The organism is Spirosoma pomorum, assembly GCF_054776615.1.
Genome location: NZ_BAAHBP010000001.1, coordinates 134,030 through 151,238, shown reverse-complemented (window position 1 = coordinate 151,238; position 17,209 = coordinate 134,030). Strand labels below are relative to the sequence as shown.

The window sequence follows — 17,209 nt, the reverse complement described above, 5'->3', positions numbered from 1 at the left end:
TCTTCAGTAAATAACCAATACGCAATCAACGATGAACCGCTCTTTTGTTGGGCTGATTTGTGCCTGTCTTAGTTTGTGTGCTTATGACACGAATGCGCAGAGTAAGCTGTATACCAACGAGTTTCCGCTGCGCGACGTAACGCTGCTCGACGGGCCGTTCAGGCACGCCCAGGACCTGAACGTGCAAACGCTGCTCGAATACGACGTCGATCGGCTGCTGGCTCCATTTCGCAAGGAAGCCGGACTGCCATCGAAAGCCGCCGACTACAAAAACTGGGCGGGGCTGGATGGGCACGTCGGTGGCCACTACCTGTCGGCGCTGGCGATGAACGCGGCTACGGGTAATGCCGATTGCCAAAAGCGTATGGCCTATATGCTGGCGGAGTTAAAGGCCTGCCAGGAAGCCAGCGCGAAAAATAATCCGGGCTGGGGCGTGGGCTACGTGGGGGGCGTCCCCGATAGCAAAACCGTCTGGTCGACGTTCAAAACGGGTGATTTCAAGGCGTACCACAACGCCTGGGTGCCGTGGTACAACGTCCATAAACTATACAGCGGTCTGCGCGACGCCTGGCTCTACACCGGCGACGAAACCGCCAAAAGGGTATTCCTGAATTTCTGCGATTGGGGCATCGCTATTACGTCGGCGCTGTCGGATGCGCAGATGGAGTCGATGCTGAACACGGAACATGGCGGCATGAACGAGATGTTTGCCGACGCCTACCAGATGACCGGCAACGAGAAGTACCTGACGGCGGCCCGGCGGTTTTCGCACCATCAACTCCTCGACCCGATGGCCGTTGGTAAAGACAACTTGGATAATAAGCACGCCAACACGCAGGTGCCTAAAGCCATTGGATTTCACCGTATTGGTGAGCTGGCACACGATGATCAGTATACCAAAGCAGGTACGTTTTTCTGGGAGACCGTTACGCAGCGCCGAAGTCTGGCGTTGGGCGGCAACAGTCGGCGCGAGTTTTTCCCCAGCAAAGCTGCCAGTACCGATTTCGTCAGCGACGTGGAAGGACCGGAGTCGTGCAATACGTACAACATGCTGAAACTGACGGAGGACGTTTTTCGCGCGAAACCGGACGCCCGGTACGTCGACTTTTACGAACGCGCGCTGTTCAACCACATCCTGTCGACGCAGCACCCTGATAACGGGGGATACGTGTATTTTACCCCGGCCCGGCCGCGCCATTACCGGGTCTATTCTACGCCCGACGAAGCCATGTGGTGCTGCGTGGGGAGCGGCATGGAAAACCACGGCAAGTACGGGCAGTTCATCTACACCCATCAGCACGACTCGCTGTTTGTGAACCTGTTCGTGGCGTCGGAGCTGAACTGGCGCGACAAGAAAATCAAACTACGGCAGACGACCCGTTTCCCGGATGAAGAGCAGACCAAACTCACTATCACCGAGGGGGCTGGTACGTTTCCGATGTTGATTCGGTACCCGTCGTGGGTCAAGGCCGGGGCGCTGAAACTAGCCGTCAACGGGAAGAATGTCGCCTACTCTGCACAGCCGGGATCATACGTTGCGGTGAAACGAAGCTGGAAAAAAGGCGATGTGCTAACGGTTTCTTTACCAATGCATAACACCTTGGAGCAGATGCCCAACGTACCCAATTACGTCGCGATTCTGCACGGCCCGATTCTGCTGGGTGCCAAAACCGGAACCGAGAATATGAAGGGACTGCTGGCCGATGATAGCCGGTGGGGGCACATCGCCGGTGGCGAACGACTGCCCGTCGACAAAGCCCCGATTCTCGTTGCCGATAATTCGTCGGCCATTACCGACGAGCTGATGCCGGTAGCTGGGAAGCCGCTGACGTATACGCTGCCGAAACAGCGACTGGTCAACGCGTCGAATCTGGTGCTGGAGCCGTTTTACCGTATCCACGACGCCCGCTACATGATGTACTGGATGGCCTTGAGCAACGCCAATTACCGGACGTATCTCGACTCCATCGCTGGTATTGAACGCGAAAAGCTGGCGCTGCAAAAACGCACCGTCGACGCGGTCGCCCCCGGTGAGCAGCAACCCGAAGTTGACCATGCCATGCAAAGTGAGAAGTCGCGGAAAGGTTCATCGCAGGATGCGTTCTGGCGCGACGCGAGCAACGGCGGCTATTTCAGCTATAATCTGGCGACCGAGGGCGCTACGGATCTGAGTCTGATGGTTCGGTACTGGGGGGCGGAGTGGGGCAACCACAAATTCGACATCTACATCGATGACCAGAAACTCGTGACGGAAGACAATACGGGGCGCTGGAATCAGTCGGCGTTCAAGGACGTAACGTACCCCATCCCGGCGTCGATGGTGCAGGGAAAAAAGGCTGTCCGGGTGAAGTTTCAGGCCCTGCCACAAAGTGCTGCCGGTCCGGTGTATTACGTCCGGTTAGTGAAAAAGGAGTGATGCTTTACCCGGAAGCGGCCGACCCCCAACCCCCTGAAGGGGGCTAAAGCTCATTCGCGGGACGCTCCCCCTTCAGGGGGCGGGGGGTAAATCCAAAACACAAAAACGAACGCATCGATGAAAACAGTCTCTTTATTTATACTCACTCTACTGCTGAGTCACTTAGGGTTAGCCCAGTCCAATTTTACCAGTAAAGTGATCGGCGTCGGTGTAGTCGTGGCTGACATTGACAAATCGCTTGATTTCTATGTCAACGGCATCGGTATGGTTAAAACCGGGAGCTTCACCATCAACGACGAGTTTTCGAAACGGTCGGGTCTGGCCAATGGAACCGCGACGCAGGTGACGATCCTGAAACTGGAAAACAGCCCCGATGCCACCGACTGGAAGCTGATGAGCTTCGGCAAAAAAGCGGGGCACCCCAGGCCGAAATTCATTCAGGACGACACCGGCATGCAGTACATCACCATCAACGTGAAGGCGCTGAAACCAATCATCGACCGGCTGACGAAGATGAACGTATCCTTCCGGGGCAGCACGCCGATACCCCTCAACGACAAGGCGCATTTCGTACTGGTGCAGGACCCCGATGGTACGTTTATCGAACTCATCGGCCCACTTGAGTAACGGCTTTCTGCCCCGCCATAAGTGGGCAAAATTATTCCTGAACGCTATGAAAGAGTCTGTTTATCAAGATCGTAAAACGAATAAATTCCGCTCGCGGAGTAGCTGGCTGGCACTGGCAGCGCTGGGTCTGTTGCTCGGTGGGGCAGCACGAACGTACGCACAAGCAACATACACCATCAGTAGCCCCGACAAGCAGATCGTTGCCACCTACGACCCGGCCCGGCTGACTTATGCCGTCAGCTACAAAGGCGAATCGGTGCTGGCGCCGTCGGCGCTGGGGCTAGTACGCGAGGACGCTGATTTTTCCAAAGGGCTGAAACTGCTGCGCGTATCGGCACCCACGACCATCACGGACAACTACACGATGGTCAACGCCAAGAAGAAAAACATCCGCTACACGGCCACCCAGCGCACCGTCGAGACCCAGACCGCAGGCGGGCAGCGGATGAATATCGTGTTCCGGGTCTCGAACGACGGGCTTGCCTTCCGGTACGAGTTCCCGGATCGGTCGACCGACGTCAAGAAGATCACTGCTGAAACCACGACCTTCCACTTCAACGAAGGCACGCGAGCGTGGATGCAGGAAAAAACGGAAGCCCAGTCGGGGTTTGAGCATTCCAACCCGTCGTACGAGGCTCATTACAAAATGGACATCCCCGTGGGTACGCCCGCGCCCGGCAAAAACGGCTGGATTTACCCGGCCCTGTTTCGCCACAACCAGACGTGGGTAATGCTGACCGAAGCCGACCTGGGGCGGCATTACTGCGGCACGGCCCTGCAACAGCAATCGCCGGGGGGCGAGTACCGGATCAACTTCCCACAGACGCCCGAGAAAATCGAGAACGGCGCGCTGAACCCTGAATCGACGCTCCCGTGGCAGACGCCCTGGCGGATTCTGGTGGTAGGCAATCTGAGAACAGTGATGGAATCGACGCTGGGTACCGACCTGGCGCGGCCGGCGCGGAAAATGGACGCGTCATTTATCAAACCCGGTAAAGCGTCGTGGAGCTGGGTGCTCGAAAAAGACGGAGCCACCGTTTACCCGGTGCAGAAAAAATACGTCGACTATGCCGCCGACATGCACTGGCAGTACTGCCTGATCGACGCGAACTGGGACAAAAGCATCGGCTACGATTCGGTGAAGGTGCTGGCCGATTACGCCAAAACGAAGGGCGTCGGCATGCTGCTCTGGTACAACTCGGCCGGGAGCTGGAACACGGTGCCGTTCACGCCCCGCAACAAGCTACTGACCCACGAAAGCCGGGTGCAGGAGTTCGCCCGGCTTCGCGACATGGGCATCAAAGGCATCAAAATCGACTTCTTCGGGGGCGACGGTCAGTCGATGATCAACTACTACGAAGACATACTGACCGACGCAGCTGCGTACCAGATTCTAATCAATTTCCACGGGGCGACCCTGCCGCGTGGGCTGGCCCGCACGTACCCGAACCTGATGACGACCGAAGCCGTGCATGGCTACGAAATGATTACGTTCAGCCAGCAGACCGCCAACGCGGCCCCGGCGCACATGATCAACTGCGCCATGATCCGCAACGCCTTCGACCCGATGGATTTTACGCCCATGTGCCTCTACAAAATTCCGCGCATCAAACGGGCCACTACCCCGGCGTTCGAACTGGCTACCTCGGTGCTGTTCCTGTCGGGTATCCAGCATTTTGCCGAAACGGCCGACGGCATGACGCACGTACCGGCTGACGTGAAGGAGTTTCTCCGGCAGTTGCCCAATAGCTGGGACGACGTGCGGTTTATTGACGGCGAACCCGGCAAGCAGCTCATCATCGCCCGGAAGACCGGCAACAAATGGTACGTAGCGGGTGTCAACGGCGAAAAAAACGACAAGGCGCTGTCGGTCGATCTGTCATTCCTGAAAAATCGCAAAGGCCGGGTGTTCACGTCGGTTCCGTACGATAGCGACAATCCTGCCTTCGATATTCGGGCGATGACTGTTCCGGCGAACGGCGTCATGCCGGTGCAACTGACGGGTAATGATGGCTTTGTGGCTGTTTTCGAGTAACCCCACCTTCCTAAACCAACACAAGTACATGACCACACTACAACCCGGTTTTTGCCGAACGATGCTGCTCTGGGTAGGGCTGCTGGTAGGTACGTCGGCCCTGGCGCAGAAAGCCACCAACCCGATCATTTTCGCCGACGTGCCGGACATGGCCATGATCCGGGTGGGTAAGACCTACTACATGAGCAGTACGACCATGCACCTGAGTCCGGGCCTGCCGATCATGAAATCGACGGATCTGGTCAACTGGAAGCTGGTCAGCTACGCATACGATACGCTGGCCACCGTCGACGCCATGAGCCTGACCAACGGCCAAAGTACCTACGGGCGGGGTTCGTGGGCCAGCAGCCTGCGTTTTCACAACGGTACCTATTACGCTACCACCTTCGCCCAGACAACGGGCAGAACGCACATCTACACCACGAAAAACATCGAGAAAGGCCCGTGGAAAGCCGTGTCGTTCAAGCCGTCTCTCCACGATCACAGCCTGTTTTTCGACGACGATGGCCGGGTGTATATGGTCTACGGCGCGGGTAAACTTCGCATTGTCGAGCTTACCGCCGACGTGTCGGGCGTGAAACCGGGTACCGAGCGAGTACTCATCGAAAATGCCAGTGAGCCGTCGGGTACGGGCCGGGGGCTGCCCGCCGAAGGATCACAACTGCTCAAGGTCAACGGCAAATACTACCTCTTCAATATCACCTGGCCACAGGGCGGCATGCGAACCGTCGTGATCCACTGCGCCGACCAACTCGCCGGTCCCTGGGAAGGCCGGATCGGCTTGCAGGATCTGGGCGTCGCGCAGGGTGGGCTGATCGACACGCCCGACGGTCGGTGGTTTTCGTACCTGTTCCGCGACTTCGGGGGCGTGGGGCGCATTCCGTACCTGGTGCCGGTGACGTGGAAAGACGGCTGGCCCGTGCTGGGTGTCGACGGGAAAGTGCCGCAGACGCTCGACCTGCCCGCCAGCAAGGGACTGATTCCCGGTATCGTCGCGTCGGATGAGTTTACCCGCAAAAAGGGCGAACCGGCACTGCCGCTGGTATGGCAGTGGAATCATAACCCCGATAATGCGCTGTGGTCAGTAACGGAGCGGAAGGGCTTTCTACGCCTGAAAACCGGCCGCACGGATACCTCGTTCGTGATGGCCCGCAACACGCTGACGCAGCGAACCATCGGCCCTCAATCCGTGGGTTCGACCCGGCTCGACGTGACGAAGCTGAGTGACGGCGACTTCGCGGGGCTGAGCCTGTTGCAGAAGCAATACGGTTTAGTGGGGGTGAAGCAAACCGGCGGAACCCGAGCCATCGTGATGGTCAGTGCCGCGTCGGGCAAAGCCGTGGAGATGCAGCGGGTGCCGCTGTCGGCATCGGTTGTTTACCTGAAAGCTGAATGCGATTTCCGCGACCGAAAAGACACCGGCCGTTTCTTCTACAGTCTCGACGGCAAAACGTGGACCGCCATTGGGGAGCCGATCAAGATGCCGTACACCATTCCGCATTTCATGGGCTACCGCTTCGGCCTGTTCAACTACGCTACGCAAACGCCGGGTGGATACGCCGATTTTGATTGGTTTCGAGTGCAGTGATTGGTTTTTAATTTTCTGCTGATGTGATACGTAAAAGAGTCTGTTTTTGTCATCCCGACGTCAGGAGGGATCTTCTGGTATAGGCAGTTTTAATGGTTCCTGCCGAAGATCCCTCCTAACGTCGGGATGACAAAAAGCACAAACAACAAAAGTACAACCACTGCTAACCGCTTCACTTATGAACGCACGACTACTGATATGCTTAGTTATGGGGCTGTTGCTGGCGCTGCCCGCCCTGGCGCAGGATCCTAATTTTCACGTTTATCTCTGCCTGGGTCAGTCGAACATGGAGGGGAATGCCCGGTTTGAGCCGCAGGATACGGTAGGCGTCGATCCCCGGTTTCAGGTGCTCGAAGCCGTCGACTGCCCCGACCTCGGCCGGACAAAAGGCAACTGGTACACGGCTATTCCCCCATTGTGCCGCTGCCGAACGGGGCTGACTCCCGCCGATTATTTCGGCCGTACCCTGCTGACCTACCTGCCGCCGACCACGCGAGTGGGCGTGATCGACGTGGCCATAGGTGGCTGCAAAATCGAACTGTTCGATAAGGATACGTACCAATCGTATGTCGCGACGGTGCCGGGCTGGATGAAGAATTTCATTTCCCAATACGACGGTAACCCCTACGCCCGGCTGGTCGAGATGGGGAAACGGGCGCAGCAGGACGGCGTGATTAAAGGCATTCTGCTGCATCAGGGCGAATCGAATACCAATGATTCGCTGTGGACAAAGAAAGTGAAAAAGGTCTACGACAACCTCCTGGCCGATCTGAACCTGCCGCCCAACTCTGTCCCGTTGCTGGCTGGCGAAACGGTCAACGCCGATCAGGGGGGTATCTGCGCAAGTATGAATAAGATCATCGCCACGCTGCCCCAGACCATTCCAACGGCCCACGTCATCTCGTCGGCGGGTTGCACGGATTCGTCCGACAACCTGCATTTCGACGCAGCCGGTTATCGGGAGCTGGGGAAACGGTACGCCAATCAAATGCTGACCTTGCTGGGATACACCGTCAAAGCCGATAAATAGCTACCCTGTTTCTATGGAAAAGACCTGTCTGTTTTCAGTATTGTTGCTTGCGGCCGGGTTGTCTACCCAAGCGCAGGAAATCATTCCCTTGTACCCCGGCACCGTGCCCAATGCGAAGCCATCGTCGGTGAAGGAAGTGCAATCGTCGCCGGGTGTGTACCGGGGCATTACTAAGCCGACGCTGGAAATCTACCTGCCCGACAAAGCCATTGCCACCGGTACGGCGGTCGTCGTTATTCCCGGTGGAGGATACAGCGTTGTGGTGTACCAGGGCGAGGGAATCGGTACGGCGAAAGCGCTGGTTCAGAAAGGCGTGGCGGCTTTCGTGCTTAAGTACCGGCTACCCAGCGATTCCAGTATGGTCGACAAAACCATCGGGCCGTTGCAGGATGCGCAGCAGGCCATAAAACGGGTGCGTGAGGGCGCTGCTCAGTGGGGCATCGATCCGGGAAAAATTGGTATCATGGGCTTTTCGGCGGGTGGTCACCTGGCGTCGACAGAAGCAACGCATTTCGAAAAAGCGCTGATCGACAACCCCCAAAACACCAACCTGCGCCCCGACTTTCAGGTGCTGGTATACCCCGTAATCAGCCTGCGGGATAGTCTGGCACACCGGGGCTCACGAGACAATCTGCTCGGCAAGAACCCGTCGCAGCAAAGCATCGAACTTTATTCCAACGAATTGCAGGTACGAGCCAACACGTCCCCGACGTACCTGACCCACGCGGCCGATGACAAGGTGGTTGATGTCGATAATAGCATCGTGTATTTCGAAAAACTGCGGCACCAGAAGATCCCCGTCGAGATGCACATCTACCCCAAAGGCGACCACGGCTTCATTTTTCGTCAACCCGGCTGGACCGACCCGCTCTTCGACTGGATGAAGCGGAACAACTTGATCAAGTGATCGCAAAACAGAGACGTTCGCTTGGGGTAATCACCTTCTACAGAGAAATCCATACACTATGAAAAAAGTAAATCCGTTCGTTGCGCTTACGTTGCTGCTGACCAGTGCTATCACCTTCGCCCAGCAGCCTGCCCCTGTCAAGATCAAGGATGGCCAGGTTCGGGGAACCGTTGAAGATGGGCTGACCGTCTACCGGGGGATTCCGTTTGCGGCTCCGCCTGTCGGCGACCTGCGGTGGAAAGCGCCCCAGCCGGTAACTAAATGGGAGGGCGTGCGCGATACGAAAAAGTTCGCCCCCGCAGCCGTGCAGGGTGGCAATACGCTGTCGGGCAGGAGCGAAGACTGTCTGTATCTGAATGTCTGGAGTCCGGCCAAAACCGCTAATGAACGCATACCTGTGCTGGTCTGGATTTACGGCGGGGGCTTTAGTTTCGGTGCCACCTCCGACCCCAATTACAGCGGGGAGAAGCTGGCGCAGAAGGGCGTCGTGGTGGTCAGTATCGCCTACCGGGTTGGGCCGCTGGGCTTTCTGGCGCATCCGCAGCTGAGTGCCGAAAATCCGCAGCATGTGTCGGGCAACTACGGGCTGCTGGACATGATTGCCGGGCTTAAGTGGGTGCAGCAAAACATTGCCGCGTTCGGCGGTGACCCTGCCAAAGTGACCATTTTCGGGGAGTCGGCGGGCGGTATTGCGGTCAGCATGTTATGCGCGTCTCCACAGGCTAAAGGCTTGTTCCACGGGGCTATTTCACAAAGCGGGGGTTCCTTCGGGCCGACGCGCCCCACCACGTATCCGGGTGAAAACATGAAGCGGCTGGACGAAGCTGAAAAAGCGGGTGAAGCCTACGCGCAGAAAGCCGGTGCGTCGTCGCTCGCCGAACTGCGCAAGATCGAGGCCGACAAACTGCCGGGCGGCTGGGGCGTCGGCTCTTCCTGGCCCATTGTCGACAGCTACGTAATCCCCGACGATCAGCATAAACTGTACGAAGCGGGTAACTACAATCAGACGCCTATTCTGGTTGGCTACAACTCCGACGAAGGAGCCAGTTTTTCCCCACCGAAAACCCCCGCTGAATACATCGAGAGCACGAAGAAACGGTACGGCCCGTACGCCGATGAGCTGATCAAGGCCTACCCGGTCGGTGCGACCACCGTTCCGAAAACGGCCCGCGACCTGATGCGCGATGCGGCTTTCGGCTGGCAAACCTGGAGCTGGGCCAACTTGCAGGCCAAGACCAGCAAGGCGAAGGTGTTCTACTATTATTTCGATCAGCATCCTGATTACCCCGCTGATTCGCCCCGGTCAGGGTATGGTTCCGGGCATGGGCAGGAAGTGTCCTACGTATTTGGGCACATCGACCCGACCAATCCGCAAACGACCAAAACGGACCTCGCCATTTCGGATGCGATGGGTACGTACTGGACCAACTTTGCCAAACACGGCGATCCAAACGGGACGGGCGTACCTCAGTGGCCTGTCTTTAGAAAAGCAAATCCCGCCGTGATGTACTTCAGCCAGACACTATATACCGGACCCGTACCCAGTGCCGACGCGCTGAACGTGCTGGACAGGTACTTCAACTGGCGACGAACGCCCGAAGGTGAAGCTTGGGCTAAATAATTGATTATCAGTAGTAATTTATGTGCCTAAACTCAATTCGAAACATGAACGTAAATCAGTATTCCGGCCCGCAATGGCTGCTCGTCTGGTGTTTGCTTTGCCTGGGTAGCCTGGCGTTGGCCCAGCCGCCGAGGGGCCCGCTGGTCGTGTCGCCACAGGTCAACGCCGACAAGTCCGTCACGTTCCGCTACCTCGCGCCGAAGGCTACCGACGTAAAGCTGAGCGCGCAGTTTGAGAAAGCCCCGCTTGCCATGGCCAAAGACGCGCAGGGTATCTGGAGCGTGACGACGCAGCCCATCAAACCCGACATTTATCCGTACAGCTTTCAGGTCGACGGCGTGACGGTGATGGACCCGGCCAACGAGGATTTTTTTCCGAACGAACGTTTCAAAGCCAGCCTGGTCGACATCCCCGGCGATACGCCCCTGATTCATAGCTTGCAGGACGTATCCCACGGCTCGGTGAACTACGAATATTATCCCTCATTGGAAGGAACGATGGGCTCGCTAGTCGTGTACACCCCGCCGGGCTACGACAAGAATCCGGGTCAGAAGTACCCTGTTTTCTACCTCATCAGCGGGACCACCGATACCGAAGAAACCTTCTTCAAGGTAGGACGAACGAACCTGATTCTCGACAACCTGATTGCCGCTGGAAAAGCCAAACCGATGATTATCGTGATGCCCTACGGGAACATCGCAGCCCGGATTGCCGAGCAGAAAGGCGGTGCCAAACCCGCCGACCCGACCGTGCGCGACGGGGCCGATGCCGTGAAACGGGCTAACGATTTTGGCCAGGATCTGACTGGTAACGTGATTCCGTACATCGAGGAAAACTATCGCACCATCGCCAACAAAGAGAATCGTGCCATCGGCGGGTTCTCGCGTGGCGGTGGGCAAACCCTGCGTACGGCGTTCGGTAATCTGGATAAGTTTGCCTGGGTGTGCAGCTACAGTTCGTACCTGTCGCCCCAGGAAATGGACGGCAGCTTCAGTCAGATCGGCGGCAATCCCGACCGGACGAATAAGCAACTAAAGCTGCTATGGGTCAGCGTGGGAAGTGACGATTTTCTCTACAAAGGCACGACTGAATTTATGGATTACCTGAAGGCGAAAAAGGTGGCTTACAAAAGCCTGATTACCGACGGGGGACATACGTGGATGAACGTTAAAAAATACGTAGCCGACACGGCACCTTTACTCTTCCGCTAACCTGCCCCGACCATGAAAAATCGCTTATTCCTACTACCAGCTTTGCTCGGTCTGTCGATGACGGTACTGGCGCAGCGCCCCCCGGCCATTAGCTCGCCCGACGTACATCCCGACCATAGTATTACGTTCCGCTACTTTTCAAAAAAAGCCAACAAGGTGACGCTGAACGGCGAATTTCTGAAAGCGCCCGTTGCCCTGACGAAAGACACATCGGGCATCTGGAGTGTGACCGTGCCGCCCGTTACACCCGATATTTACCCGTATAGTTTCCGGGTTGACAGCGTTGAACTGGCCGACCCCAACAACACATACATTTTCGCCAACGAGCGGTTTAAGCGCAGTATCGTCGACATCCCCGGCGACAAGCCGCTGGTGCATTCGTTGCAGAATGTGCCGCACGGCAAAATCAGCTACCGGCTCTACAAGTCGGGAACGCTGGGTACGTCGCGCCAATTGCTGGTGTACACGCCCCCCGGCTTCGACCCCAACGGCAAAACGAAGTACCCGGTGCTGTACCTGATTCACGGCGGCTCCGACACCGAAGAAACCTGGACCAAAGTGGGTCGGGCCAACCTCATCGCCGATAACCTGATCGCGCAGGGCAAGGCCAAACCGATGTTGATTGTGATGCCCTACGGCAACGTGCGCCCCGCGCCGATGGCCGACTTCACGAAGGATATGGTGAGCGACATCGTGCCGTTTATCGAAGCCAATTACCCCGTCGTGGCTGATAGCAAAAATCGGGCGGTGGCTGGATTTTCGGTTGGTGGGGGGCAGACGCTGAACATCGGCCTGACGAACCCCGATAAATTTGCCTACGTCTGTTCCTACGCGCCCTACACCGCCACCGACGAGTTTAAAAAGAACTTCGCCAACTGGTCGCCCGACGCCAATGCCTTGAACAAGCAATTGAAACTCTTCACCATCAGCGTCGGCACGGGCGATTTTCTGTACGAACCGGTGAAGCAGAACATCGCCATGTTCAACGAGAAGAAGGTCGTCGTCAAACCGCTTATCGTCCCCGGTGGGCACACCTGGATGAACTGCAAACTGTACCTGGCGAATACGCTGCCGCAGTTATTCAGGTAGCTGTCTTACCAGCATGTTTGTCGTCCCGCGTCTTTGTCATCCCGACGCCAGGAGGGATCTTCGCTAGCAGTCGGCTCTAACCAGTCAACGCTCAAAACAGCCTATTACCGAAGATCCCTCCTGGCGTCGGGATGACAAAGACGCTTCCCAAACAACCTCTCAGGGGTTATCTCTATAATCTCAGAATCTAATTCACCCTTAATCAATAAAAACCAATGACACGTACAACAACCGCACTGCTGTTCGCAGCTGCCTTACTGAGCGCGAATAGCTTCGCTCAGACAAATTCCTCGGCCATTGCCGACGATTTCAAACCCTCCGTGCTGAATCAGCCGGGGCAGGAGTACCCGCAGGTCAATTCGCAGGGGTACGCCCGATTCCGCATCAACGCGCCCAAAGCCGACAGCGTGAAAGTAAGTCTGGGCCTGGGCGGACGAGGGGGGACGAAGCTCACCAAAGGGGCCGACGGCTTCTGGACCGGCACTACCGAAGGGCCGATGGACGAGGGCTTTCACTATTACAACGTCACCGTCGACGGCGGCAAGTTCAACGACCCCGGTGCACAGAACTATTACGGCTCGGTGCGGTGGGAAAGCGGTATCGAGATTCCGGCCCACGATCAGGCGTTTTATGAACTGAAAGCGGTACCGCATGGCAACGTGCAGCAGATTCTGTTCCCCTCGAAAAGCACCGGTACGTCGCGCCGGGCGTTTGTGTACACCCCGCCGGGCTACGAGAAAGACAAGTCGAAAAAGTACCCGGTACTGTACCTGCAACACGGCTGGGGCGAAGACGAAACTGCCTGGAGTAATCAGGGCCACGCTAACCTGATTATGGACAACCTGATCGCCGAAAACAAGACCAAGCCGTTCATCATCGTGATGACCTACGGCATGACCAACGAAGTCAAATTTGGCAAGATCCGGGAGTTCAAAATCGACCCGTTCCAGACCGTCCTGACCGACGAGCTGATCCCGTACGTCGACGCGAATTTTCGCACCCTCGCCAACCGCGACAACCGCGCAATGGCTGGCCTGTCGATGGGCGGTATGGAAACCAAAATGATTACGCTTAACAAACCGGAAACGTTTGGGTATTACGGCCTGCTCAGTGGTGGTCTCTACAATCCTGAAGACCTCAGCGGCAAGGCTAAGCCGAAGCTTGTTTTCATTAGCTGCGGCAGCCGGGAACGGCCCGATGGTGTGAAAAAAGCGGCCACCGATCTGACAGCCGCCGGGTACAAAGCCGTGTCGTACGTTTCCGAAAATACAGGACATGAGTTCCAGACCTGGCGTCGTAGCCTGTACGAACTGGCTCCCATGCTGTTTAATTAATACCGATATGTCTTTGTCATCCCTCCTGCCCGCCGGCGCGGGCAGGAGGGATGACAAAGAAGTACATTCCCCTTTCCCACAATACCGATGAAATTACCTTTAACAAAACTAACGCTAGCGGCTGGTCTGGCGCTGCTGTTCGGAACGGCAGTCTACGCCCAGCCAACGGATAAAGAAATGCCCAAGGGCTTCGATGTTGCCCGCACGGACATTGCCCACGGCCGGATTGATAGCGTGCAGTACGCGTCGAAAACAGTCGACACGAACCGGAAAGCGCTGGTATACACGCCCCCCGGCTACTCGAAAAAGAAGAAATACCCGGTGCTGTATCTGCTCCACGGTATCGGTGGTGACGAAAAAGAGTGGCTCCGGGGTGGTAATCCGCAGGTGATTCTGGACAATCTGTATGCCGACAAAAAATTGGAACCAATGATCGTGGTGATGCCCAACGGCCGCGCCATGAAAGACGACCGGGCGGTAGGCAACATCTTCGACAAAGACAAAGTCGAAGCGTTCGCAACCTTCGAAAAAGACCTGCTCAACGACCTGATTCCGTACGTCGAGAAAACGTACCCGGCCCTGAAAGATCGTGAGCACCGCGCCATCGCGGGCCTATCGATGGGCGGAGGGCAGTCGCTCAATTTCGGACTGGGTAATCTGAACAAGTTCGCGTGGGTAGGTGGCTTTTCGTCGGCCCCCAACACGAAAACGCCACAGGAACTGATACCCGATCCGGAAGCCGCGAAAAAACAATTGAAACTGCTCTGGATTTCGTGCGGTGATGCCGACGGACTAATCTCGTTCAGCAAGCGCACGCACGACTACCTCTACCAGCACGACGTACCGCACGTGTACTATGTGGAGCCGGGCGGGCACGATTTCAAGGTCTGGAAAAACGGGCTGTACATGTTTTCGCAGTTCCTGTTCAAACCCGTCGATGTGGCGTCGCTGAACAAGTACACGGTGCTGGGTACGCCCGCGTCGTCTAACATCCGGTCGGCGAAGTACCCGCAGATTCTGCCCGATAATCGGGTGGTTTTTCGTACGAAAGCTCCCGGTGCGCAAAAGGTGCAGGTAGATCTCGGCAAGAAATACGACATGGTGAAAGACACGGCGGGCGTCTGGACCGTCACGACCGATTCCATCAGCCGGGGTTTTCACTACTATTCGCTGCTGATCGACGGACTACCCGTAGCCGATCCCGCCAGTGAAAGCTTCTACGGAATGGGCCGGATGGCGAGCGGCATCGAGATTCCTGACCGCGACGAAGCGTACTACGCCCTGCGCGACGTACCCCACGGAGACATTCGCATTAAACGATACTACTCAAAACCGCTCAACGCCTGGCGTGAGATGTACGTGTATGCCCCGCCGGGCTACGACCAGAATGCCAGTCAGAAATACCCGGTGCTATACCTGCTCCACGGCGGGGGCGAAGACGAACGCGGCTGGTCGACGCAGGGCCGGACGAATTTGATTCTGGATAACCTGATTGCCGCCGGAAAAGCAAAGCCCATGCTGATCGTGATGATGGACGGGAACATTGCGAACGCCGGTGGACTGGCTGGCTTCAACGAGAATGTGCTAAAAACCTTCGAGAACGAGCTGAAAGGGGCGGTTATCCCCTTCGTCGAGAGCAACTTCCGCGTCGACGCTGATGCTAAAAGCCGGGCGTTGGCGGGTCTGTCAATGGGTGGTTTGCAGACGTTGTACGCGGGTATCCGAAACACGAATATGTTCTCGAATCTGGGCGTGTTCAGTTCGGGCTGGTTCGCCAACAACCCCAAGCTGTCGGACCCGCAGTATGCGTTCATGAAAGATAACGCCAGCACGATCAACAGCAACCTGAAACACCTCTGGATTTCGCAGGGAGGCAAGGAAGATATTGCCCACCAGAACGGTCAGATTATGCTGAAAAAGTTCGACGATATGGGCATCAAATACGAGTACAGTGAATACGCCGGTGGGCATAGCTGGCCCGTCTGGCGGCACGATCTCTACATGTTCGCACCGCTGCTGTTTCAGTAGAAGACCCCCCGCCCTAAAGGGAGCCCGCTGGCGCGTCAGCAATATTCTTGCGCCAGCGGGCTCCCTTCAGGGCGGGGGGTAAAAGCGTAAATGATAATAGAAGACCTCTCAAGCCAAACCCATAACCTCTACTCAACAAATGGTACGATTTAATCAACGCGTAGCGGCCCTGTTGCTTACGGCCTTTGCTCAGTCGGGAAGTTTATTCGCCCAGAAAATTCCGTCGCTGAAAGACGCGTTCAAAAAAGATTTTGGTATCGGTACCTGCCTAAACGTGGCGCAGATCGAAGAGCGCGACCCGAAAACGACGGCCTTCATTACCAGCCAGTTCAACATGGCGACGCCCGAGAACGTCATGAAGTCGGCGCTGCTGCATCCGGGCTGGGACACGTACACCTTCGAGATGGCCGATAAGCTGGTCGAGTTCGGAAAGAAGCATAACATCAAAATCAACGGTCATACGCTCGTCTGGCACAGTCAGTTGCCCGGTTTCGTTCGGGGTATTCACAGTCAGGATTCGCTCCGTACGTTCTTCACCAGTCATATCAAAACCGTAGCCGGGCGCTACAAGGGCAAGGTCTATTCGTGGGATGTAGTAAATGAAGCGCTCAACGAAGACGGGACGCTGCGGAAGTCGGTGTTTCTGCAATACCTGGGCGATAACTACATCACCGATGCGTTCCGGCTCGCGCAGGAAGCGTCACCTGGTACGGAACTGTATTACAACGACTACAACAACGAACAACCTGCCAAACGGGCCGGCTGTATCGCCATTATCAAAAAGATCAAAGACGCCGGGGTACGTATCGACGGGGTAGGTATTCAGGGGCATTGGCATGTCGGCCGGGTACCGCTGGCGGAGATCGAAGAAAGCATCAATCAGTATGCGGCCCTGGGCCTGAAAGTGATGTTTACCGAACTAGATATCGAGGTGCTGCCCCGCAACTTCCAAGGAGCCGACGTGGGTCAACGCATGACGGCCAACGCCACGTCGAACCCGTACCCTGAGGCTCTGCCCGACAGCGTACAGCAGCAATTAGCTGCCGATTACGAAGCCCTGTTCAAGCTGTTTCTCAAGCATAAGGACAAGGTTAGTCGCGTTACGTTCTGGGGCGTCAACGACGGCGATAGCTGGCTGAATGGCTGGCCTGTTCGCGGCCGGACCAACTACCCGCTTCTCTTCGACCGGAAGAACCAGCCCAAACCCGCTTTCTATAGCGTGGTAAAGCTGGGTAAGTAAATACAAAAAGGTAGCCCGCTCTTAGTTTTAAATAGGAGCGGGCTACCTTTTCGTATTTATATAAATCAAATGGACTAGCGGAG

General features: G+C 56.6%; 12 protein-coding genes. All 12 read left to right on the top strand.

Features of this window, described 5'->3' with window-relative positions:
• Positions 1-31: 31 nt before the first annotated feature.
• The 12 genes from ACYVAD_RS00610 to ACYVAD_RS00555 all read left to right on the top strand — a co-directional run bounded on the left by ACYVAD_RS00610 (position 32) and on the right by ACYVAD_RS00555 (position 17,126).
• Positions 32-2,416 (top strand): glycoside hydrolase family 127 protein, encoded by a 2,385-nt coding sequence (locus ACYVAD_RS00610; RefSeq protein WP_461137529.1) that lies wholly within the window; start codon positions 32-34, stop codon positions 2,414-2,416.
• 117 nt (positions 2,417-2,533) lie between these two features.
• Positions 2,534-3,043: a VOC family protein gene (locus tag ACYVAD_RS00605; RefSeq protein ID WP_461137528.1), complete on the top strand. Its 510-nt coding sequence runs from the start codon at positions 2,534-2,536 to the stop codon at positions 3,041-3,043.
• A gap of 46 nt (positions 3,044-3,089) precedes the next feature.
• Positions 3,090-5,078, top strand: a complete 1,989-nt coding sequence (locus ACYVAD_RS00600) for a glycoside hydrolase family 97 protein (protein ID WP_461137527.1) — start codon at positions 3,090-3,092, stop codon at positions 5,076-5,078.
• Between the two features lie 61 nt (positions 5,079-5,139).
• Positions 5,140-6,666: a glycoside hydrolase family 43 protein gene (locus ACYVAD_RS00595; RefSeq protein WP_461138501.1), complete on the top strand. Its 1,527-nt coding sequence runs from the start codon at positions 5,140-5,142 to the stop codon at positions 6,664-6,666.
• Positions 6,667-6,844: 178 nt separating this feature from the next.
• Positions 6,845-7,696: a sialate O-acetylesterase gene (locus ACYVAD_RS00590; protein WP_461137526.1), complete on the top strand. Its 852-nt coding sequence runs from the start codon at positions 6,845-6,847 to the stop codon at positions 7,694-7,696.
• Positions 7,697-7,709: 13 nt separating this feature from the next.
• Positions 7,710-8,603, top strand: a complete 894-nt coding sequence (locus ACYVAD_RS00585) for an alpha/beta hydrolase (RefSeq protein ID WP_461137525.1) — start codon at positions 7,710-7,712, stop codon at positions 8,601-8,603.
• A gap of 58 nt (positions 8,604-8,661) precedes the next feature.
• Positions 8,662-10,224: a carboxylesterase/lipase family protein gene (locus ACYVAD_RS00580; protein ID WP_461137524.1), complete on the top strand. Its 1,563-nt coding sequence runs from the start codon at positions 8,662-8,664 to the stop codon at positions 10,222-10,224.
• A gap of 44 nt (positions 10,225-10,268) precedes the next feature.
• A complete protein-coding gene (locus ACYVAD_RS00575) occupies positions 10,269-11,435 on the top strand; it encodes an alpha/beta hydrolase (protein ID WP_461137523.1) in 1,167 nt (388 codons plus the stop codon).
• A gap of 12 nt (positions 11,436-11,447) precedes the next feature.
• On the top strand, positions 11,448-12,524 hold the full coding sequence (locus ACYVAD_RS00570; RefSeq protein ID WP_461137522.1) for an alpha/beta hydrolase: 1,077 nt from the start codon (positions 11,448-11,450) through the stop codon (positions 12,522-12,524).
• 215 nt (positions 12,525-12,739) lie between these two features.
• Positions 12,740-13,858 carry an alpha/beta hydrolase-fold protein gene (locus ACYVAD_RS00565; protein WP_461137521.1) on the top strand — a complete coding sequence of 373 codons (1,119 nt, stop codon included), beginning with the start codon at positions 12,740-12,742 and terminating at the stop codon, positions 13,856-13,858.
• A gap of 87 nt (positions 13,859-13,945) precedes the next feature.
• Positions 13,946-15,886: an alpha/beta hydrolase-fold protein gene (locus ACYVAD_RS00560; RefSeq protein WP_461137520.1), complete on the top strand. Its 1,941-nt coding sequence runs from the start codon at positions 13,946-13,948 to the stop codon at positions 15,884-15,886.
• A 139-nt stretch (positions 15,887-16,025) separates the two neighbouring features.
• On the top strand, positions 16,026-17,126 hold the full coding sequence (locus tag ACYVAD_RS00555; RefSeq protein ID WP_461137519.1) for an endo-1,4-beta-xylanase: 1,101 nt from the start codon (positions 16,026-16,028) through the stop codon (positions 17,124-17,126).
• Positions 17,127-17,209 lie beyond the last annotated feature (83 nt).